At 40.2% G+C, this 19,600-nt stretch carries 18 protein-coding genes; 5 read left to right on the top strand and 13 right to left on the bottom strand.

Annotated features, from left to right (window positions below):
- Positions 1-27 precede the first annotated feature (27 nt).
- Both J7J00_RS04050 and J7J00_RS04055 read left to right on the top strand, forming a co-directional pair.
- Positions 28-228 (top strand): DUF3311 domain-containing protein, encoded by a 201-nt coding sequence (locus J7J00_RS04050; RefSeq protein ID WP_098370527.1) that lies wholly within the window; start codon positions 28-30, stop codon positions 226-228.
- The gene (locus J7J00_RS04055; protein ID WP_214787672.1) at positions 225-1,694 is read left to right on the top strand and encodes a sodium:solute symporter family protein; all 1,470 of its coding nucleotides are present in this window, start codon (positions 225-227) and stop codon (positions 1,692-1,694) included. The genes J7J00_RS04050 and J7J00_RS04055 overlap by 4 nt, the downstream gene beginning before the upstream one ends.
- A gap of 185 nt (positions 1,695-1,879) precedes the next feature.
- Here the strand turns inward: J7J00_RS04055 and J7J00_RS04060 are convergent, their stop codons facing one another.
- From J7J00_RS04060 to J7J00_RS04085, 6 genes are all read right to left on the bottom strand, one after another.
- On the bottom strand, positions 1,880-2,086 hold the full coding sequence (locus tag J7J00_RS04060; protein WP_214787675.1) for a hypothetical protein: 207 nt from the start codon (positions 2,084-2,086) through the stop codon (positions 1,880-1,882).
- 376 nt (positions 2,087-2,462) lie between these two features.
- Positions 2,463-3,947, bottom strand: coding sequence for an argininosuccinate lyase (argH, locus tag J7J00_RS04065; protein ID WP_214787678.1), 1,485 nt, complete (start codon positions 3,945-3,947; stop codon positions 2,463-2,465).
- A gap of 16 nt (positions 3,948-3,963) precedes the next feature.
- Positions 3,964-5,652, bottom strand: a complete 1,689-nt coding sequence (locus J7J00_RS04070; protein ID WP_214787681.1) for an ABC transporter permease — start codon at positions 5,650-5,652, stop codon at positions 3,964-3,966.
- Positions 5,649-6,761 (bottom strand): ABC transporter ATP-binding protein, encoded by a 1,113-nt coding sequence (locus J7J00_RS04075; RefSeq protein WP_214787685.1) that lies wholly within the window; start codon positions 6,759-6,761, stop codon positions 5,649-5,651. Before J7J00_RS04075 ends, J7J00_RS04070 begins: the two co-directional genes overlap by 4 nt.
- Before the next feature lie 15 nt (positions 6,762-6,776).
- Positions 6,777-7,868: an extracellular solute-binding protein gene (locus J7J00_RS04080; protein WP_214787688.1), complete on the bottom strand. Its 1,092-nt coding sequence runs from the start codon at positions 7,866-7,868 to the stop codon at positions 6,777-6,779.
- Positions 7,868-9,094 (bottom strand): ROK family transcriptional regulator, encoded by a 1,227-nt coding sequence (locus J7J00_RS04085; protein WP_214787691.1) that lies wholly within the window; start codon positions 9,092-9,094, stop codon positions 7,868-7,870. The genes J7J00_RS04080 and J7J00_RS04085 overlap by 1 nt, the downstream gene beginning before the upstream one ends.
- 255 nt (positions 9,095-9,349) lie before the next feature.
- On the opposite strand from J7J00_RS04085, the gene J7J00_RS04090 reads away from it, so the two are divergent.
- Positions 9,350-11,857, top strand: coding sequence for an NEW3 domain-containing protein (locus J7J00_RS04090; protein WP_214787694.1), 2,508 nt, complete (start codon positions 9,350-9,352; stop codon positions 11,855-11,857).
- A 228-nt stretch (positions 11,858-12,085) separates the two neighbouring features.
- On the opposite strand, the gene J7J00_RS04095 is transcribed toward J7J00_RS04090, so the two are convergent.
- The 3 genes from J7J00_RS04095 to J7J00_RS04105 all read right to left on the bottom strand — a co-directional run bounded on the left by J7J00_RS04095 (position 12,086) and on the right by J7J00_RS04105 (position 14,302).
- On the bottom strand, positions 12,086-12,820 hold the full coding sequence (locus J7J00_RS04095; protein WP_048685183.1) for an amino acid ABC transporter ATP-binding protein: 735 nt from the start codon (positions 12,818-12,820) through the stop codon (positions 12,086-12,088).
- Entirely contained in the window at positions 12,817-13,461 is a 645-nt protein-coding gene (locus J7J00_RS04100) for an amino acid ABC transporter permease (protein WP_098370516.1), read from the bottom strand. The genes J7J00_RS04095 and J7J00_RS04100 overlap by 4 nt, the downstream gene beginning before the upstream one ends.
- A 64-nt stretch (positions 13,462-13,525) precedes the next feature.
- Positions 13,526-14,302, bottom strand: coding sequence for a transporter substrate-binding domain-containing protein (locus tag J7J00_RS04105; RefSeq protein WP_214787696.1), 777 nt, complete (start codon positions 14,300-14,302; stop codon positions 13,526-13,528).
- Between the two features lie 409 nt (positions 14,303-14,711).
- Here J7J00_RS04105 and J7J00_RS04110 point away from each other — a divergent pair, with 409 nt between their 5' ends.
- Positions 14,712-15,338 carry a potassium channel family protein gene (locus J7J00_RS04110; RefSeq protein WP_214787699.1) on the top strand — a complete coding sequence of 209 codons (627 nt, stop codon included), beginning with the start codon at positions 14,712-14,714 and terminating at the stop codon, positions 15,336-15,338.
- 62 nt (positions 15,339-15,400) lie between these two features.
- On the top strand, positions 15,401-15,763 hold the full coding sequence (locus tag J7J00_RS04115) for a hypothetical protein (RefSeq protein ID WP_214787702.1): 363 nt from the start codon (positions 15,401-15,403) through the stop codon (positions 15,761-15,763).
- Positions 15,764-15,954: 191 nt separating this feature from the next.
- Here J7J00_RS04115 and J7J00_RS04120 read toward each other — a convergent pair whose 3' ends face one another.
- The 4 genes from J7J00_RS04120 to J7J00_RS04135 all read right to left on the bottom strand — a co-directional run bounded on the left by J7J00_RS04120 (position 15,955) and on the right by J7J00_RS04135 (position 19,449).
- The gene (locus J7J00_RS04120; protein WP_214787705.1) at positions 15,955-17,460 is read right to left on the bottom strand and encodes a malate:quinone oxidoreductase; all 1,506 of its coding nucleotides are present in this window, start codon (positions 17,458-17,460) and stop codon (positions 15,955-15,957) included.
- Between the two features lie 207 nt (positions 17,461-17,667).
- Positions 17,668-17,826, bottom strand: coding sequence for a hypothetical protein (locus J7J00_RS04125; RefSeq protein WP_214787708.1), 159 nt, complete (start codon positions 17,824-17,826; stop codon positions 17,668-17,670).
- A gap of 232 nt (positions 17,827-18,058) precedes the next feature.
- On the bottom strand, positions 18,059-18,979 hold the full coding sequence (gene coaA, locus J7J00_RS04130) for a type I pantothenate kinase (protein ID WP_214787711.1): 921 nt from the start codon (positions 18,977-18,979) through the stop codon (positions 18,059-18,061).
- A gap of 176 nt (positions 18,980-19,155) precedes the next feature.
- Complete coding sequence (locus J7J00_RS04135; protein ID WP_214787715.1) at positions 19,156-19,449, bottom strand: RNA polymerase alpha subunit C-terminal domain-containing protein; 294 nt, start codon at positions 19,447-19,449, stop codon at positions 19,156-19,158.
- Positions 19,450-19,600 lie beyond the last annotated feature (151 nt).

A 19,600-nucleotide genomic window follows, 5' to 3' on the forward strand; every position in this document is an offset into this window, starting at 1 on the left:
CTTATTTAAAACGGAGGGGTTTGTTTAATGAAGATTATATATATCCTTACTCTAGTTCCTTTTATAGGCATACTAGGATTTCTACCTTTTGTTAATAAAATAGAACCATACGTATTAGGGATGCCTTTCAATATGTTCTGGATGGCTATGTGGGTTGTCCTTACCTCTGCTATATTGGGCATCATGTATAAGCTCGATCCCAGGAATCGGGAAGGTGACCAGAAATGAATATTGCTCTCATAATCATTTTAGCATTTTTACTTCTATCGATATTTTTAGGGATACGCTCTTCAAAAGGAAAAGATATGGACTTGGAACAATGGACGGTGGGCGGACGTGGTTTTGGTGCGATTTTCGTCTTTCTGCTGATGGCCGGGGAAATCTATACGACCTTCTCCTTCCTTGGCGGCAGCGGCTGGGCATATGGCAAGGGCGCACCCGCTCTATATGTTCTAATTTACATTACTCTGTCTTACGTATTATCCTATTGGCTCCTTCCGGAAATATGGAAATATGCCAAAGATAATAAACTGATGTCTCAATCCGATTTCTTTGTGAGCAAATATAAGAGTCCCAGTTTAGGAATTTTGGCTGCACTTGTCGGTGTGGTGTCGATGATTCCAGTGATCGTCGTGCAGCTGAAAGGGTTGGGAATCATTGTCTCAGAGGCATCTTATGGTGCCATCTCAATGTCCGAGGCAGTTTGGATGGGGGCGATCAGCCTTACCATATATGTGATGATCTCCGGTATACACGGTTCTGTTTGGATAGCGGTCATTAAAGATATCATGATGGTCGCCATAATAGGTTTTTTGGGGATTTATCTGCCGATCCATTACTTTGGCGGTTTTCAGCCGATGTTTGAAGCGATTGATGCGGCCAAACCTGGTTTTCTAAAGTTCCCTGACCAGGGACTTAGCGTATCATGGTTTATCTCCACGGTAATATTGCTCGTATTCGGTTTCTATATGTGGCCACAAGTTTTCAGCGCTGTCTATTCAGCACGCAGCGGCAAGGTATTTCGAAAAAATGCCATCATCAGCCCTTTATATACACTCATGCTGTTATTCGTCTTTTTCGTTGGGTTTACAGCTATATTGAAAGTGCCCGGACTTGTTGGGGCAGATGCAGACCTCTCATTGCTGCGCCTTTCGATCGAGACCTTTGATCCATGGTTTATAGGCATAATCGGCGGAGCTGGATTGTTGACCGCATTGGTGCCGGGATCCATGCTTTTGATGAGCGTCGCTACACTGCTCGCGAAAAACGTCTATAAGGAATTTGCACCTGCAGTGTCCGATCGCCACGTTGTACGATTGGCAAAATTCCTTGTTCCAGTCATTACCCTTATAGCCGTCTACTTCACCTTAAACGGCGGCGAAACGATGTCAGCATTAATTCTAATGGGATACAGTCTCATTACACAGCTATTCCCGTCCCTGCTCTTTAGTCTGAAGAAGAATAATCCCATCAATAAATATGGTGCAATCGCCGGCATCATCACCGGATTATTCATCGTAATCTGCATTACACTCAGTTCTTCAACTATAGGAACCTTGTTTCCATCCTTGCCGCAAGCCGCGAAAGATTTGAATGTGGGAATCATCGCCTTGGCGGTCAATTTCATTGTGATGATCACGGTAAGTCTTACTTTCAGAAAGCACGCGGTTCAGTTGGAACCTAAAATCCGTTAACGATATTTGAAACACTCTTGATGCTGGTTATTTTGGATAAAGAAACATTAAAAGAACATCGAAAGGGCTCAGTCAAAAGACTGAGCCTTTCTTATAATCGACATCCAAAGTCATAATGTCCTTTTCCTTAAGAGTGATTATAGAAAGTTAATAGCGGACAAAAAACAATGTCTCATATGAAACTACTATTCTTTTTTGTTTATAATCAAATCCCCTATTTTAACTAATAAATACAACGAAAAAATAATCATCAAGGTTCTGGATACTACCAGACCATCAATAGCTAAATCATATCCACCTCTTAATAAGGCTTCCGGATTCAAGCAAAAAGTAATCGATATTACGAAAGCTATTAAAATCAGGATAAAACCGAACTGTGATCTATTTGACATTAAAATTCCGCCTCATATTATGTATTTTACAAATAATAACATTGCCTTTGGAAATAATCTACATTTATTGTCGTTGGGGATATCTCAGTTGCAATAAAAATTCAAAATAAATAGCCACCCTAATAAAGAATGACTATATATTATAAAATATGAGCTTTCTCATTTAACAGATAAAATGCATCGTATTGCGTCCAAGCCAACTACTCGAGTTTCACGCTTTTACTCGTGAGATTTGCGCAAATACTCATAAGTTTCACGCTTTTACTCGTGAGCTTCGAGCAAATACCCTTAAGTTTGGCGCAAATACTCGTGAATTTCACGCTTTTACTCGTGAATTTCATGCCCGTTAAAATTCATTTCCTTTTTTCCCGTACCTTCAGTAATCCACTAAAGCCTTCCTGCCATCATTCATTGCTTTAACGATTCCCTTATATTCGTGCAACTGTTGCTCCAGTTTTTGTTTTCTATTTACGATCATCCTCGTAACCTCTTTCGGACTGGGCCCGCCTTGAATGCTTCTAATCTCCACAAAGTATTCGGGAGAGATGATCTTTTTCCATTCATCTTCAGTTAAATTCACTGCAACGGATTCATTGATGATCTTGTTGATGTCTTGTGTGTCCCAATCATAAAGCTCCTTTCCTTCACCAATCGACCGTTTTGCAATATGACTGGCTATGGAATGAGCCTTTCTAAATGATATCTCGTAATCTCTTGATAGGGTATCCGCTAATTCAGTAACCGTTATACTGGATTTTGCGGCCATTTTTTTTGTATGTTCTTCATTTACTTTCAAAGTCGATATGACGGCATACATTAGTTTCATGACACGTCCTGCATTCGAAAAAGCTCGATATAGATGCGGCTGTAAATCATCTTCCGTATCGACGATATCACCAAATGGTGTATTGTGGATCATATTCATTGCAGCGAGTGCATCACCATACGCACTGCTTGCAATCGAACGGGAATGTTCAATGGAAACTGGATTTCTTTTTTGCGGCATGATGCTGCTCACTTGAACATAAGGATCGGCCACATGAAATGTACCAAACTCCCTTGTCACATGCTGCAGGAAATCTTGAATCCATCTTCCTGCATTGACCATGCACGTCATGATGGCCGTTGCGGTTTCCAATAAATAATCCGCCCCGCCTATCGAGTCATAGGAATTCTCGATCACCGAATCAAACCCAAGCAGTTCAGCAGTACGGTTCCGGCTGATCGGAAAACCGGTGGTCGTTAACGCGGCAGCACCCAAAGGCGATTGGTTAACCGTTTCATAGGCTGCCCATAACCGGCCAATATCCCTTTGAAGCACATCATAAATGGCTAAAAAGTAATGTCCTATCGTAGTCGGCTGAGCCGGTTGTGTATGCGTGTAACCAGTTATATAAGTTTCTGTATGTTTTTCAGCCTGCACCAAGAATGCCTCACTCAAATGGCTTGCATAGCCAATCATTTGGAGCAGATGGCCTCTCAAAACAAGCCGGTACATCGCGACTCCCATATCATTACGACTGCGGCCGATATGAATCTTTCCTGCAAGTTCATCACCGATTTCCTCACCGATCTTTGCCTCCATCATGAAAAATAAGTCTTCGAATTGGGGCTGATAGGTCAACTGCTTGAGATCTGTTTGGGCCACTTTCCGAATCCCATCAAGCATGGTTTTCGCCTCTTCTTCTTTAATGATCTTTTGTTCCGAAAGCATGATGACATGCGCCCGATGAATATCGAACATTGCATGAAATAAGTAATCTCTTTGATCATTAAAAACAGGCATCAGAAGCTCTCTAGCATATGTTTTTCCGGGAAAGACACTACCTTCATTTTTGATAAATTCTTCAAGCCTGCTCATCTTTAAACCTCCAAATTTATAAAGCTTTTTCCGCTTTGATTCCAAAAAACTTGTTCGAAATAAAGAGAACGATTACAATCAGCGTGATTTGAATCATCCCATAGGCAGCTGCCTGCCCCATATTGAACATTCGAAGCTGATTCATGATTTCAATCGATATGGGTCTGTTTGAAATCGTGTACAACAGGACCGAGGTCGGGAATTCCCCCACAGATTCGATAAATGCCAATAATGTCCCTGATAAAACGCCAGGCATAATAATTGGAAATATGACCTTTCTGAAGGTATAAAACCACTTTGCCCCCAAGTTTCTGGCTGCTTCTTCAATCGAATCATCGAGCTGCTCCAGAACGGCGTTAGTCGAGCGGACAACGAGTGGAATATGTCTGATGAAATAGGCAAGAGGCAAAATCCAAAATGTTCCTACCAATATTTGACCAAAGGAAAAAACGCTAGGTTCATTGAATGCGAATATCAAGTTCATCCCTATTACCGTTGCAGGCAACGCCCAAGGAATCATGACTAGAATATCGACAAAGCTTTTCCCGACGAATTTCCGTTTGACAAGCACATAGGACGCTATGACCCCAAACACCAGATTTGCCAACGTTGCAATAACTGCCATCAGTAAACTATTTCGTAACGGTTTGAAGATATTAGGATCTTCAAACAAAAGCCTGTAATTTTCCACATTAAATACTGTTGGATACGTTTGAAATGTCCAGGTTCCATCCGGCACAAGTGAAAGCAAAAGAATCGTAAAGTGCGGTAAAAGCAAAATAATTACGCCAATGATGCCCGTTACGACCATCACCCATTTCATAATCGGGTTCTTCACTTCACTCCTGTGTGCCCCAATCCCTTTCGAAGCCATTCGATAATCTTTCCTATTCTGATACCAACGCATGAATAATAGAAAAGAAATCGAAACGATGGATAGAATGACGGATTGAGTAGCGGCAATTTCCATATCACCATTTATTTTTGAAAAATAAATTTGCAGGCTCAACACCCTGTATCCGCCAGCCAATAAAAACGGGGCACTGAATGAAGCCATTGATATCATGAAGACAAGCAAAGAAGCGGCAACGATGGCAGGTGTCAATAATGGAAATGTCACCTGCCAAAAAACCTTGAATTTATTTGCCCCTAAGTTATAAGCAGCTTCTTCAAGGGACGGATCTATTTTATTGATTGCAGCTGATACGGTCATATAAAAATAGACATACATCGTATAGGCATGCACGATAAGGATTCCCGATACCCCGCCAATTTTAAATGGAACTTTATCGAGACCAAACAGATCCTTGATGGCATTTGGAATCAATCCCGATTCTCCATATAAAAACATAAAAGCCATGACCCCTACCAATGATGGAAGGACAATCGGCAAAATCGCTGCTGATGAAAAGAAGCTTCTGCCGGGAAAATCATAACGGCTAAAAATGAATGCGAGCGGAATGCCAATCAAGGCACTGACCAATACACTCAATAAGGATATATAAACGGAATTCCATAGCGCCTCTAGGTTCGTTTTCGATTCCTGCACGAAGAAGTCCTGATAATTTCCAAGGGATATCGTTCCGTCTTTTTGCAGACTTTCGATAAAGGTCCTCAACGATGGGTAGAGAACATACGCTACGAGCACTAATACAACTGGTATAAGTAGCCAAATCGTCAATCTCGTATCACGATTTTTAATCATGGAACTTCACCGCTTATGATAGGGATAAGACGCAGCTGTTTCTCAGGAAGCTGGACATACACTTCCTTTCCTTGATGAAAGTATCCAAAATCCTGAGTGTTGAATACGTCGACCCTTAGTAACACGTCTTGAACATCCACGATGACATTCACAACAGATCCAAAGAATTGGACGGAACTTATTTTACCTTTAAAGATATTCATTCCTTCTTCGGCTACATCCAGAATTCTGATTGCTTCAGGACGAATCGAAACAGCAAGGTCATCATCAGTCTGTAAGATTGAAATTCCTTCTCTAGCTTGATTTTCTACATTCAATTTAATCGGTTGTTCACTATTTTTAAGGGCAACCACTATATTCTCTTGTTGAACCTTTTCGACTTGAACGGGCAATAGATTAATCTCGCCTATAAAACGCGCCACAAAATCATTGGCCGGCTGATTATAAATTTCTGCAGGCGTCCCGACCTGGTGACATACACCATAATTGAACACAGCGATCCGATCACTCATCGATAATGCCTCGGCCTGATCATGTGTGACATAAATGGTGGTAATCTTATAATCGCGCTGCAGCCTTAGGATTTCCACCCTCATTTCATCACGAAGCTTGGCATCCAGATTACTTAATGGCTCATCCAGCAGTAATATTTCCGGTTCGATGACCAGTGCTCTCGCAAGGGCCACCCGCTGCTGCTGTCCTCCGCTTAACTGGCTCACTTGACGATTCGAGTAGCTCTCCAGCCTGACCTTTTGGAGGGCATCCAGCACTCTCCTCTTTAAGTCAGCAGAAGAAACTTTTCTCACACGCAAGCCAAACGCTACATTTTCAAAAACAGTCATGTGGGGAAAGAGGGCATAGTTTTGAAAAACCATGCCTGTGTTTCTTTTCTCCGGAGGTACACGCGTCATATCTTTGTCGCCAAATCGGACGACACCTTTTGTCGGATAATAAAAACCGGCAATCATCCGAAGCGTTGTCGTTTTACCGCAGCCACTTGGACCAAGAAAGGTAAAAAACTCACCTTCTTTGATTTCCAGATTTAAATGGTCGACAGCTATCGTTTTCCCGAAGGCTTTTTGGACATTCTCTATTTTTATTGACGCCATCCCAACGACACTTCCTTATTCTTTAATTTCTTTATCTCCACTTTTAATATTTTCGTCCCAATATTTCATCCACTCGTCACTTTTTTCCTCGAATGCATTCCAATCAATATCCATCGCTTTAATTTCTGTTTCCGTGATCCATTTAGGTAAATCCTTCACATCATTTCTGGTCGGAATCCTGTAAAATTCTTCTGCCAAAGTTTTTGCGGCTTCCGGTGAATTCACAAACTCATAAAAGGCTTCTGCCGCTTTTGGATGCTTGGCACCCTCAACGATGGCGATACCTTCAGTCAATACTGGTGTTCCGCTTTCTGGAATGACAAACTCAAATGGATAATTTTTATTTTCCTTAAGCATGACAACATCCGGCATTGCCCAAACGGAAAGTGAGCCCTCTCCTTTGGCCACCTTGTTATACATCATTTCCGGGTTTGCTGAATATTCCTTTGTGTTTTGGTCGAGCTTCTTTAACCAGTCATACCCTTCTTTTGGATCATCTGTATCCTTATACGTACGATAGATCATCGCAGAAAAAATCGTCCTCATCGTTCCGGAGGCTAACGGATAGCGAATGATGATTTCGTCCTTCCACTTCGGATCAAGCAGCTCATCCCAATCTTTTGGTACCTCGTCTTTTGATAGTTCTTTGCTGTTATACATGATGACTTCCGGTGTCTGGCTCGTTCCCGTCCAATACCATTCCGGATCGTGGAATCCTTCATCGAGACTATCGGAATAGCTAGGCTTATAAGCAGCCAGCAGCCCATCACTCTTTGCTTGATTGAAGTTCGTGGAAGGTGCCCCCCACCAAACGTCTGCCTGTGGATTACTTTTCTCTGATCGAACGCGGTCAAGGATTTCCTGAGACCCCATATCAAGCCACTCAACATCAATACCATACTCATCTTCGAACTGTTTTTCGAATTTTGATAAAATATCTTTTCCATGCGGTGAATAAACAACGATCTTATCTTCCAGCTCACCCTTTTTTCCTTTGGCACCACCAGCATCGGAATTCGTTTTCGTCTCGCCACCGTTACATCCCGAAATCAATAGTGCTGCCGTTAAGGCCATTACTGAAACGAGCGACCTTTTCCTATTTTTCATTAATACTCCCCCTCATCACGAAAATTCAAAATGCCATCATGTTCCCTTAAGAAAAGGGAAACCGCTCCAAGTACTCCTGCGTTTTCTCCTAGTTGTGAAGTTTTCATTTCTACTAAACTAGGAAGATATCGATCAACGATCTCCTGAATTCTAGGTAAAATGTATTCAGATGAATTTAAAACACCACCTCCTAAAATAATCACCTCTGGATTTAGTAAACTGGCCGCATTGACAATGCCGCAGGCTAAATGCTCGATGGCTTCATTTATGACGGTCATAGCTGCAGTGTCTCCTTTTTTTGCTGACAAAAAAGCATCCTCCCCCGATAGTTCGGAAGATTTGGCCCGTTCGAATAAAGAATGATGAGGATCCTTGAGAACCTCACTTGTAAAATGACTGCCAATCGACTTTCCTCCTGCGACACTTTCCAAATAGCCGTATCTATGGAAAATCGGCTTGAATTCACGCTTCATATCCTCTTTGTCCGTTACCATATATCCTATTTCCCCAGCTGCACTTGAAGCCCCTCTGTATAACTGGTTATTCAAGATAATGCCGCTTCCTATCCCCGTGCCAACCGCAATGAACAGCAAATTCCGCTTATTTTGGGCATTACCCAGCCACTGTTCACCTAGCGCAGCCGCGTTTACGTCATTATCTAGAAAAATGGGGAAATCAAAATACCGTTTCGCTTCGGCTATGAACGGATATTGTACCCAGCCTAAACTCGGTGCCTCTATTACTAATCCGCTTGCCGTTTGCGTTATACCAGGGATCCCGACTCCCATCCCCAATATCCTGCCTTTTGCAATCTGATTCTTTGCAATTAACCGTTCCGTTTCAATCGCCATTTGTTTAAGAAGCCCTGATTGTAAATAGATGTTAGTTGAAAAACTAGTGTCGGCAAGGATGTTGCCGCTTAAATCACTTAAAATGATTTTCACTTTCGTCCCGCCTATATCGACCCCGATGATATAGGCAGCCTTTTCATTAAAAAATAGCTGGATAGGCCTTCTCCCTCCTTGAGAGGAGGATTCTCCTATTCCTTTCTCAAATACCCATTTCTCCTGTATAAGTTCATCCACAGCCAGAGAAACAGTTGGTTTGCTTAGCTGAAGCTTAACAGCGATTTCTGCTCTTGAAATGGGCGAACATTCCTGGATGCATTGAATGATTCTTTTTTTATTGACATATTTTTGATGACTGGGTGGTCTTTTAAAACTCATCACATCACGGCCTTACATCATTTAGTTAGTAAATCTTACTAATTAAGTAAAAATATAACTTAAAAAAATCCGGCACACAAGTTATTTTTCAGAACCTTTAAAATGTTCAATTTTTAATAGTTACTTCGCATCATTTACATTTATACCCATTAGTGCTATTTATTAGATAAGTTTTTTCATCTGGTTAGTTAGCAAATATTACTAACCTACATTTTTTTTAGGTCTTTTATAAAATTGAAGGGGGTTAAAAGAATAATGAAAAAAGCTTTGTTATCGTTGCTTTCCCTTTTGTTGGTCCTTGCATTATTGCCGCTTGGAGGTAGCGCTGCAATTTCTGAGGAAGCCAACGTTGAGTTATGGAATGCGGTCAAGCCGCTCGAGACGACCGTGACATTCTTGAACAGCGGTGCCCATCCGGATGATGAACGCAGTGACTTTCTCGCTTATCTATCGAGAGGGTTAGGGGTTAAGACATCCAGCCTGATTGCAAACCGTGGTGAAGGAGGACAAAATGAAATTGGGGATGAACTGGACAATGCCCTTGGAATCATCCGTTCGAGGGAAATGATAGAAGCTGCAAAAATTACCGGGGTTAAGGCCTATCATCTAAGTGAAACAACCAGTGATCCCATTTATGATTTCGGCTTCTCGAAAACACCAGAGGAAACATTGGAAAAATGGGGCGAGGAACTCACATATGAACGCCTTATCCGCTTTATTCGAACGTATCAGCCGGATATATTGATGCCATCCTTTCAAAATGATGATACCCAGCATGGACATCATCGAACAATGACAATCTTAAGTGAACGTGCTTTTAAGGATGCCGCAGATCCAACTGTTTTCCCGAAACAATTGAAACAAGGTCTATCGGTATGGCAAGTGAAAAAATTATATTTACCTGTTTCCTCCGCAGATCAAGCAACCACTTCCATTGAAATCGGTAAATATGATCCAATATACGGCATGACTTACCCTCAGCTTGGAGAACAATCCCGCTATCTGCATAAAAGCCAAGGCATGGGTTCCGATATCCCTGCAGCACCTCGCCAGGTCCATCTGGATTTAAAGCAAAGTGCCGTTGATACAAAAAACAAGTCGGATCTTTTTGCAGGTGTACCTTATAATTTCGCTGAATGGGCTGAAAAACTCCCTCAATCGGCTTCAAAATTAAAGGCAGAATTTAAATACCTGCAAAGGAATTTGGACGCCGTTATTGCGGCTTATCCCAATGAAAAACGTGTTTTTTCAACATCCCAAAATGCTCTTTCCAAAGTTCGTTCAATTACTGCGCAAGTCAAAAAGGCAAAGCTAAGCCCTGCCATTAAGAACGACTTGCTCCATAAACTCTCATTAAAAGAAGAGCAATTACAAAACGTCAGTTATGTCTCTTCAGGACTGGATGTTCAAGCTAAAGCAGCCTCAAACATTCTTACGAAAGGGCAAAGTACTAACGTAACCGTAAAGGTTAAGAATAATGGGAAACAAACATTGAAAAAAGTCGCTGCTACATTGAACGTGCCTAAAGGATGGCAGACCAAAACAAAATCTAAAGATGTCAATCTGGCACCAAATAAATCAGCAACGATCACCTACAAGGTTGAAGTCCCTGAAGATGCAGCCTATTACCATGCCTATGATGATTCAACCATTACAACGAGCATTTCTTATAAATACGGCAGCACAAAAACAGCCATCAAGGAAGAATTGGACGGAACGATCGCTGTCCTTCCCGACGTTGGCCTTACCCTATCTCCTGAAGATATCGTCGTAAATACAGCTGATGTAAAAGAAAAAGTCCCAGTGACCGTAACCTTGAAAAACTACACAGAAGGAAAAGCATCAGCAAAGGTCGCTTTAAAAGTCCCTGAAAACTGGGGAGTTCAACCAAAAAATGCCACTGTATCATTTAAAGAAAAATCAGAAGAAAAACAAGTGAAGTTCACCCTCAGACCGCCGAAGACAATTCAAAAAGGTGAATATCATGTTAAGGCAGCTGCTACTGTCAATGGGAAAACCTTTGATTCGACCATTCAGGAAATTTCCTATGACCATATCGGAACATTCTATTACCAATACCCCGCAGCAATCAACACCGTTGCATTTGAGCTTTTGAAGCCAGCTTCATTAAAAGTGGGGTACATTGAAAGCGGATTCGATAAAGTGGCAGATTATTTGAGCAATGCAGGCCTGAACATTACGAAGTTAACTGCAGCCGATTTAGCTGAAGGCGATTTAAGTCAATATGACACGATCGTTACAGGCATCCGTGCTTATCTATCAAGGGAAGATTTAAAGGCAAATAACGCGCGCTTACTTGAATATGTGGAAAACGGCGGTCATCTCGTCGTTCAATACCATAAACCGGGTGATGGATGGGATGCCCTGAAGACAGCTCCATATCCCCTTACCCTCGGGAATCCTTCCATTCGCTGGCGGGTAACCGATGAAAAGGCCACGGTAAACGTCTCGAAACCAGAATCCGCTCTCTTTAACTATCCAAATAAAATAACAAGTGATGACTGGAACAATTGGGTCCAAGAAAGAGGATTGTACTTCCCAATGGAATGGGATGAACGGTTTGAAACATTCATTTCCATGGCCGATCCAAATGAAGAACCATTTGATGGCGGAATCCTCATGGCTAAATACGGTAATGGCACCTACCTCTACACAAACCTTGTCCTATACAGGCAAATTCAAGGCCAGGTTCCAGGCGGATATCGAATCATGACGAACTTGATTAGTTACGGTGCCAAGTAAATAAGAAAAAACCTATGCATGTGGCAAATGCATAGGTTTTTTTGATGCTTGCCCGATGATTTCATAAACATGCCTGACTGATTCCTGCTCTAAAAAACAAAAAAGTTATGCACAAAGTTAAGGGAAAGGGTGATGCGTTTGGGTTTCCCCTCATTTCCCGCATTCCTTTGTCCACACTTTATGCACAACTTCATTCATGATGTACCATGGTCTCTTACAGTCATCCCGTTAAAGCACTTTGCTCAAGAATGCTTTCGTTCTTTCGTGCTGAGGGTTCCCGAATAATTCATTCGGCTCATTTTCTTCCACGATATACCCTCCATCCATGAATATGACCCGGTCCCCGACTTCCCGGGCAAAGCCCATTTCATGCGTAACGACGACCATTGTCATGCCTTCCTTGGCAAGTTGTTTCATTACCTCCAGAACATCGCCGACCATTTCAGGGTCAAGGGCTGAAGTCGGTTCATCAAATAGCATGATTTTCGGATTCATCGCTAATGCCCTTGCGATGGCGACCCGCTGTTTTTGTCCGCCGGAAAGTTCCCCTGGATAGCTATTTGCTTTTTCTTTAAGGCCAACCTTATCCAATAACTCAAGCGCCAACCTTCCTGCTTCCGCTTTATCGGTGGCACGAATTTTAATAGGGCCCAAGGTTATGTTCTCAAGGACGGTTTTATGAGGAAATAGATTGAAATGTTGAAAAACCATTCCGACTTCTTGCCGGACTTTGTTTATATTGATTTTCCTTTTAGGGTCGGTTATATCATGTCCGTTAATGACCACCTCACCGCCCGTAACTTCCTCAAGGAGATTCAGGCAACGCAGGAATGTACTCTTTCCAGATCCAGAAGGGCCTATTACGCAAATTACTTCCTTTTCCTGCACTTCTGCATTAATATCTTTTAAAACCTCGACAGTTCCAAATGATTTTCTCAGGTTTTTTACAGTAATGATGCTCATCGAACTTGTACCCTCCTTTCTATGAAATTAGCAATTAGGGTTAACAAATAGATGATGATAAAGTAAATCACACCAACGGCCAGCCAAATCTTGAATGCTTCAAAGGTTGCCGAAGCTTGAATCTGACCTTGCTGGGTTAAATCGGCTATACCAATGACGGATAATAGCGAAGTGTCTTTCAAGCTGATGATCGATTGATTCGTAATGGTTGGGAGCATCCTTCTAAAGGCTTGCGGCAGCACGACATACCTCATTGTTTGAGTACCGGTGAACCCGATGGATCTTGCCGCTTCCGTTTGTCCTTTATCGATGGATTGTATCCCCGCCCTTATTATTTCAGCAAAATATGCCCCTGCATTGATTGCAACGGTAATTATTCCAGCTGTTGTACTGTCCAAAGAAATCAAGTTCAGTGAATTCACACCAAAATAGATAAAGAACAACTGCACGATGAACGGTGTCCCTCGTATCGCATCCACATAAACCTTTGCAATCCAGTTCAAGATTTTGATGGGGGCAAGTCGCAGCAAAGCCACCACTAAACCAATCAAAAAACCTAGGATAATGGCAATCACAAAGATATAAAGTGTCACCTGAAGTCCTTTTAATAAAATAGGCAATGCCGCAACAATTATATCCATTTCTTTCACCCCTTTGAAAAAGAAAGCGCGCCATAAGCGCGCCTATCGAGCTTTAATCTATTGTTTATTCACCAAGATAAGTTTTAATTATTTCATCATACGTGCCGTCTTTTTTCAGATTGGCAAGACCATCATTTATTTTCTTCAATAAATCCTCGTTTTGCCCTTTCAATACAGCAATTCCATATTGGTCACCATTCAAACGGTCACCTACGATTTTCAACCCAAGATCTTTTTGAGCGATTGCATAGGAGATTACCGGGTAATCTTCTATAAGAGCATCCGCATTACCGTTGGCCACTTCCTGGAACATCGCTGGACTATCATTGAATTGAACTACTTTAATTCCTAGCTTAGTAGCATTATCCTGTGCATACTTAGCACCTGTTGTCCCTTTTTTGACTGCAATGGTTTTTCCTTTAAGATCTTTAACAGTTTTAGTGCTTGTATTATCTTTTTTAACAACTATTGATAATCCTGCATCAAAATATGGTGTTGAGAAATCTACTACCTTTTTTCTTTCCTCTGTAATGCTCATGCCTGCAATGGCCACATCAAGCTGATTGGCTTGCATAGCCGGAATGATGCCGCCAAAGTCCATCGAAGACAATTTGATTTTAAAATCCTGGTCTTTCGCAATTGCATTGATCAATTCAATATCAATGCCTTTATATTCATTCCCCTCTTTAAATTCAAAAGGAGGATAAGTTGTATCCACACCAACCTTATATACCTTTTCAGGTTCCTTTTTCTCACCTGCATTTTTTTCTTCATTGGTTCCACAAGCCGAGATAAAGATAGTTAGAATCAAAAACATACTCAATAAACCAAGTTTCTTCATTCAAATCACTCCAATTCTTAAATTATACGTGATAATAAATAATTCTCCCTATAATATAGCATAAGAATAAAGTATTATAATATGAATTTTTAGAATATATATTATTTTCTTTAAATAATTTTTATGGATGTTTTTCCTAATATTGTTTCAGTGATGGAAAATCAAAAAAGGATATGGAAACCTTCACTATAAGAATAGCCGATCATGCCATCAATACCTGTAAAACAAGACCATTAGAGGGCGGTTATATTCTAGTTTATGAGCGTCCAAAAGTTATTTGATTTAGGTTTTTTCTTATGCAACTAAAGGGGGATTTCTTATTAGGGATGACTAACTTACGTTTAATTAATTGTTAAATTGGGGAAACATAAATTTAATCGATGATGACTTGAAAACTAGGATGGGTATGATGAGGATTACGGTAAAAAAAATAATATATTACCTGATTAAATTAAGAAGTAGAATCTTTATACCATTTGCGATTATATATATATTACTTGCTGCGTATGTTGCTTATTCTATAGAGCCACAGACGTTCGAATCATATTTAACGTCAGTTTACTGGGTTCTTACAACGCTTGCTACGGTTGGTTTTGGAGACTATGCACCGGTCACCGATCTTGGAAAAGCATTTACCATTGGTCTTTACATCACGGGTATTGGGCTTGTTAGTCTTTTTATTGGAAAAATCATTAAATCTGTCTATCTTATCGAAAAGCGTAAAGTTGGTGGAAAAATGAAATATACAGGTAAAAATCATATCATTTTGATTGGATGGAGTGATAAATCAAAATCAGCACTCCAAGAAATATTTAAATCTGATGAATCCATTGACATTGTAATCATCGATAACTTGGAAAAAGCTCCTATGTTGGAGGAGCGTCTGTTTTATGTTCGCGGGGATGCTACCGATGAAGAAACATTACTCCGTGCAAATCTGCCTAGAGCAAAAGGCGTTATCATTTTTGCTGACCAAATAACCCAGAGAATTATGCTACAAAAGATCCGTTACTCGTCGATGGAAAGACATTATTAGTTGCCACTGCCATAACGGCCATTGAGGAAAAAACGAGTACGTCCATTCATGTCACCGCCGAAGTGATCAATCAAAAGCATATTCGTTTATTCGAGCGTGTAAAGGTGGATGAGTTTATTCCTACACAAGAAATGATCTCCCACGCAGCAGTACGATCATTATTTTCTCATGGAGTCATCCATATGTATTCTGAACTTATGAGCACAAAGTATGAAGAAACCATGTATGAGATTTCTAAACAAGATGAATGGCGAACCTATCGTGATGCGTTCATAGATCTTCTTAATAAAGGAGCCACACTGGTAGCAGATCGTGGTGATCTTAACATAAACCAAAAATTAGATGAACGAATTCCTGACGATGCACAGCTTTTCGTCATTTGCGATAAAGAGACCATTTCCCAAATAAATTCAAATACACATTAGAATCTTTGGGGATGCTATAATAGCATCCCTTATTGATTCTTCTTATTAAACTATACTGCGCCCTTTAGTCTAACCTTCCCTTTCGAAGTAAGCATCCTTATTTGAATAAGCTTCAAGACAAAAAAAAGAACCTTTAATCAAAGATAGATTAAAGGTTCTGTTGTTTTTAATTTCAACACAACTTCCAAAAATTAACTATAAACTAGCTCTTTTTTTTTGCTTAGACCAAGTGTCCCTGAAGTTGAATTTTGAATTTCTTTCAGAAGCTCTGGATTTTCCAATAGTGACTCTCCATAAGAAGGAATCATTTCTTTAATTTTTGGTTCCCACTCTTTCATACGTTGCGGGAAGCATTTATTAATTACTTCAAGCATAACGTGAACAGCAGTAGAAGCACCTGGAGATGCACCTAGCAATGCTGCAATCGAGCCATCGGATGCACTGACAACTTCCGTACCAAATTGAAGTGTACCTTTGCCGCCTTCTGCAGTATCTTTGATAACTTGTACACGTTGGCCAGCTACTACTAAATCCCAATCCTCGCTCTTAGCGTTCGGGATGAACTCTCGTAACTCTTCCATGCGCTGTTCTTTCGATAACATAACCTGCTGGATCAGGTACTTTGTCAATGGCATCTCTTTTGCGCCTGCCGCCAACATAGTTAAAACATTATTCGGTTTTACGGAAGTTATTAAATCGAACATTGAACCTGTTTTTAGGAACTTCGGTGAGAAGCCCGCAAATGGTCCAAATAGCAACGATTTTTTATTGTCGATAAAACGTGTATCAAGATGCGGAACAGACATTGGCGGTGCACCAACTTTAGCTTTTCCGTATACTTTTCCATGATGCTGTTCAACAACTTCAGGATTATTACATACCATGAAGTATCCGCTTACTGGGAATCCGCCGATATGCTTCCCTTCAGGAATACCGGATTTTTGCAGCAAATGCAAGCTTCCGCCCCCGCCTCCGATAAAGACGAATTTAGCATTATGGCGTTCTACGCTACCAGTATCGACATTACGCACTTTTAATTCCCATGAGCCATCGCTGGCACGTTTAACATTATCAACACTATGTTTATATTTGATATCGACGTTTTTAGTCTTTAGATGGTCAAACAACATGCGTGTTAAAGCACCAAAGTTAACGTCTGTACCGTAATCAATTTTTGTTGCCGCTATAGAATCATTCGATGGACGTTCTTGCATAATAAGTGGAATCCATTCCATCAGTTTTGCTGGGTCATCGGAATACTCCATACCTTGGAACAGAGGATTTTTTGACAGCGCTTCAAAACGTTTCTTTAAGAATGCTACATTTTTATCCCCTTGTACCATACTCATATGAGGCAATGGCATGATAAAGTCTTGCGGATTATCAATCAGCTTACAGTTTACAAGATACGACCAAAACTGCAATGAAACTTGGAACTGTTCATTAATTTTAATTGCTTTGCTAATATCTATAGATCCGTCAGATTTTTCGGATGTATAGTTAAGCTCGCACAGTGCAGAATGTCCCGTACCCGCATTATTCCATTCGTTAGAGCTTTCTTCTCCTGCGTTTGCAAGCTTCTCAAATACTTTGATTTCCCATTCCGGTGCTAACTCTTTCAGTAATGATCCCAAAGTCGCGCTCATGACTCCGCCGCCAATTAAGATAACGTCTGTTTGTTTCTGTATGTTGCTCATTATAACCTTCCTTATCCCCTATATTTGCAAAAAAGATGTAGGCGCTCCTGTTTAGGTGTCACCAAAAGCCAGGCATGAACTAGGAACACACCTTTTCTGTCTCCTTATAACTATATCATAATCTATTATTATTATTTCATAGATTAAAATATTCTACTATTACTTTTTTTGTTAAAAAATTGATTTTGTGAAGAAATTAGCTTAAACTTATCCGCCATGATAGTCGAAGAAAAAGATTTCTTCAGCAGCTTTCCCTTTTTGAAGGAAGAAACTGTTAGTGGAATAATATTGACACATCAGAAAAAGTAACGAAAATACACATTTATTGACAAAATCGGAAGTGGAATTAGAAGTTTCTGTAACCATTTCCCGAAAAAACAAGGACCTTCCTGAAATTGCCAAACTACTACCTTTTTAACTTGGATCATAAATTTCACCCAATAATTAGATATTATAACAATACCAATAATTACTGATAATTAAACCAATATTAGGTACGGTCATTGAAATTATTCCTAATTTTAAGACTTATTGCATAGTCCCTTATAAATGAAATTTTATCCTTTATTGTTATTACAAAAAAACATTATTTAAGTTATCATTTTCGCAAATAGATATTTTCAGCTTTGTGATCTGATCCTTTTTTTAAAACGAGTTTTGCCCGTCCTTTTGTCGGCAGTATATTTTCATGTAAATTTTTCAGATTAATTTCTTCCCAAATTTGGGTCGCTTGTTTAATGGCTTGTTCTTTAGACAAGTCAATATAACGATGAAAATAGGATTCGGGACTTTGAAATGCGGTCTTTTGAAGTAAAAGGAACCTTTCAACATACCACCGCTCTATGTCATTTTCGTCTGCATCTACATAAAGTGAGAAATCAAAAAAGTCACTGACGAATACTTGATTTTCCTTATCAACTTGAAGAACATTAATACCTTCCACTATTAAAATATCCGGATTACAGATAGTCTGCACTTCATTTGGCAAAATGTCATACTTCAAATGTGAGTAAATTGGAACTTCCACTTTATTTTTTCCCGCTTTTACATCCCCGATAAGATTAATTAATTTTTGAGTGTCATAACTTTCAGGAAACCCTTTTCTTTTCATCAGTCCTTTTTCTTCTAAAAGATCATTTGGGTACAAAAAACCGTCGGTAGTGACAAGACCTACGTTTCTATGATTATCCCATCTAGATAATAAGGTCTGAAGCAACCTTGCTGTCGTACTCTTCCCTACAGCAACACTCCCTGCAATTCCAATGATATAAGGTACTTTTTTATCATTAGTTTTTAGAAATGAAGAAGTGGATGTATTAAGCTGCTGAGATGCTTCAACATATAAATTGATTAGACGAGTCAAGGGCAAGTAAACCTCTTCTACTTCCTGAATGGATATTTCTTCATTTATACCTTTTAAGTTATCCAATTCTTCTTCAGTTAAAGGAAGAGGGGTATGGTTTCGCAAAGATGCCCACTTTTTTCGATTGAATTCATAATAGGGAGTATAGGAACTCATGTTTTTCGCTACCTCACTTTTTAGAGTTACTATCAGTTTAACAAGGATGATGTCCATAAAAAAAGATGTTCCTGACCCCTTATTTACATAAAGACCCTATGACTTGATAAAGAAAATGAATGTATGGAACCAACTGGCATAAAAGGCGTTCCTGCAAGATTAAACTTTCTAGGTGGTTAACCTTTGAATGATAACCCACCTGCCTCTAGAGCATCCCTAAGTTTAGGTAAAGAAGCTGGTCCCATACCGTGAAACTTCAAAATCTCTTTTTCACTATATGTTGATAGCTGACGCAAAGAGATTATCCCGTTATTTTCCAATGCCCGTCTGGCTGGTGCCGAAAGCAATGAAAGAAATCCGGTGTCAGGTTTGCGTTCTTGCTCACATACAGGGCAGGTCGGACAGTCGCTGGATTTATAGTATTTGTGACCCTTTTCGCAAGTCCTCAAATTCTTCTTTGAAGTTGTCATAGCCAATGTCTCCTTTTCTTATGATTTTTAACATTCTATCTTAAGAAGTAATAACATCGCAGTTATCTTACGCTAAACTTTGGCGGATACGTATCCTGATGTCATTAACTAGATTGCCCTGACTTTTTCCATTCATCATAGCCCAGAAAAC

It is taken from the genome of Bacillus sp. ISL-4, from assembly GCF_018613275.1.
In the GTDB taxonomy this organism is placed as follows: domain Bacteria; phylum Bacillota; class Bacilli; order Bacillales; family DSM-1321; genus Peribacillus; species Peribacillus simplex_E.

Excerpts from the sequence above, each read along its gene's own strand:
- J7J00_RS04100 (WP_098370516.1), bottom strand. The coding sequence starts at position 13,461 with ATGGATATAATTGTTGCGGCATTGCCTATTTTATTAAAAGGACTTCAG.
- J7J00_RS04050 (WP_098370527.1), top strand. The coding sequence starts at position 28 with ATGAAGATTATATATATCCTTACTCTAGTTCCTTTTATAGGCATACTA.
- J7J00_RS04090 (WP_214787694.1), top strand. The coding sequence starts at position 9,350 with ATGAAAAAAGCTTTGTTATCGTTGCTTTCCCTTTTGTTGGTCCTTGCA.
- J7J00_RS04120 (WP_214787705.1), bottom strand. The coding sequence starts at position 17,460 with ATGAGCAACATACAGAAACAAACAGACGTTATCTTAATTGGCGGCGGA.
- J7J00_RS04095 (WP_048685183.1), bottom strand. The coding sequence starts at position 12,820 with ATGAGCATCATTACTGTAAAAAACCTGAGAAAATCATTTGGAACTGTC.
- argH (WP_214787678.1), bottom strand. The coding sequence starts at position 3,947 with ATGAGCAGGCTTGAAGAATTTATCAAAAATGAAGGTAGTGTCTTTCCC.
- J7J00_RS04105 (WP_214787696.1), bottom strand. The coding sequence starts at position 14,302 with ATGAAGAAACTTGGTTTATTGAGTATGTTTTTGATTCTAACTATCTTT.
- J7J00_RS04085 (WP_214787691.1), bottom strand. The coding sequence starts at position 9,094 with ATGAGTTTTAAAAGACCACCCAGTCATCAAAAATATGTCAATAAAAAA.
- J7J00_RS04125 (WP_214787708.1), bottom strand. The coding sequence starts at position 17,826 with ATGGTTACAGAAACTTCTAATTCCACTTCCGATTTTGTCAATAAATGT.
- J7J00_RS04135 (WP_214787715.1), bottom strand. The coding sequence starts at position 19,449 with ATGACAACTTCAAAGAAGAATTTGAGGACTTGCGAAAAGGGTCACAAA.
- J7J00_RS04075 (WP_214787685.1), bottom strand. The coding sequence starts at position 6,761 with ATGGCGTCAATAAAAATAGAGAATGTCCAAAAAGCCTTCGGGAAAACG.
- J7J00_RS04055 (WP_214787672.1), top strand. The coding sequence starts at position 225 with ATGAATATTGCTCTCATAATCATTTTAGCATTTTTACTTCTATCGATA.
- coaA (WP_214787711.1), bottom strand. The coding sequence starts at position 18,979 with ATGAGTTCCTATACTCCCTATTATGAATTCAATCGAAAAAAGTGGGCA.
- J7J00_RS04110 (WP_214787699.1), top strand. The coding sequence starts at position 14,712 with ATGAGGATTACGGTAAAAAAAATAATATATTACCTGATTAAATTAAGA.
- J7J00_RS04060 (WP_214787675.1), bottom strand. The coding sequence starts at position 2,086 with ATGTCAAATAGATCACAGTTCGGTTTTATCCTGATTTTAATAGCTTTC.
- J7J00_RS04070 (WP_214787681.1), bottom strand. The coding sequence starts at position 5,652 with ATGATTAAAAATCGTGATACGAGATTGACGATTTGGCTACTTATACCA.
- J7J00_RS04080 (WP_214787688.1), bottom strand. The coding sequence starts at position 7,868 with ATGAAAAATAGGAAAAGGTCGCTCGTTTCAGTAATGGCCTTAACGGCA.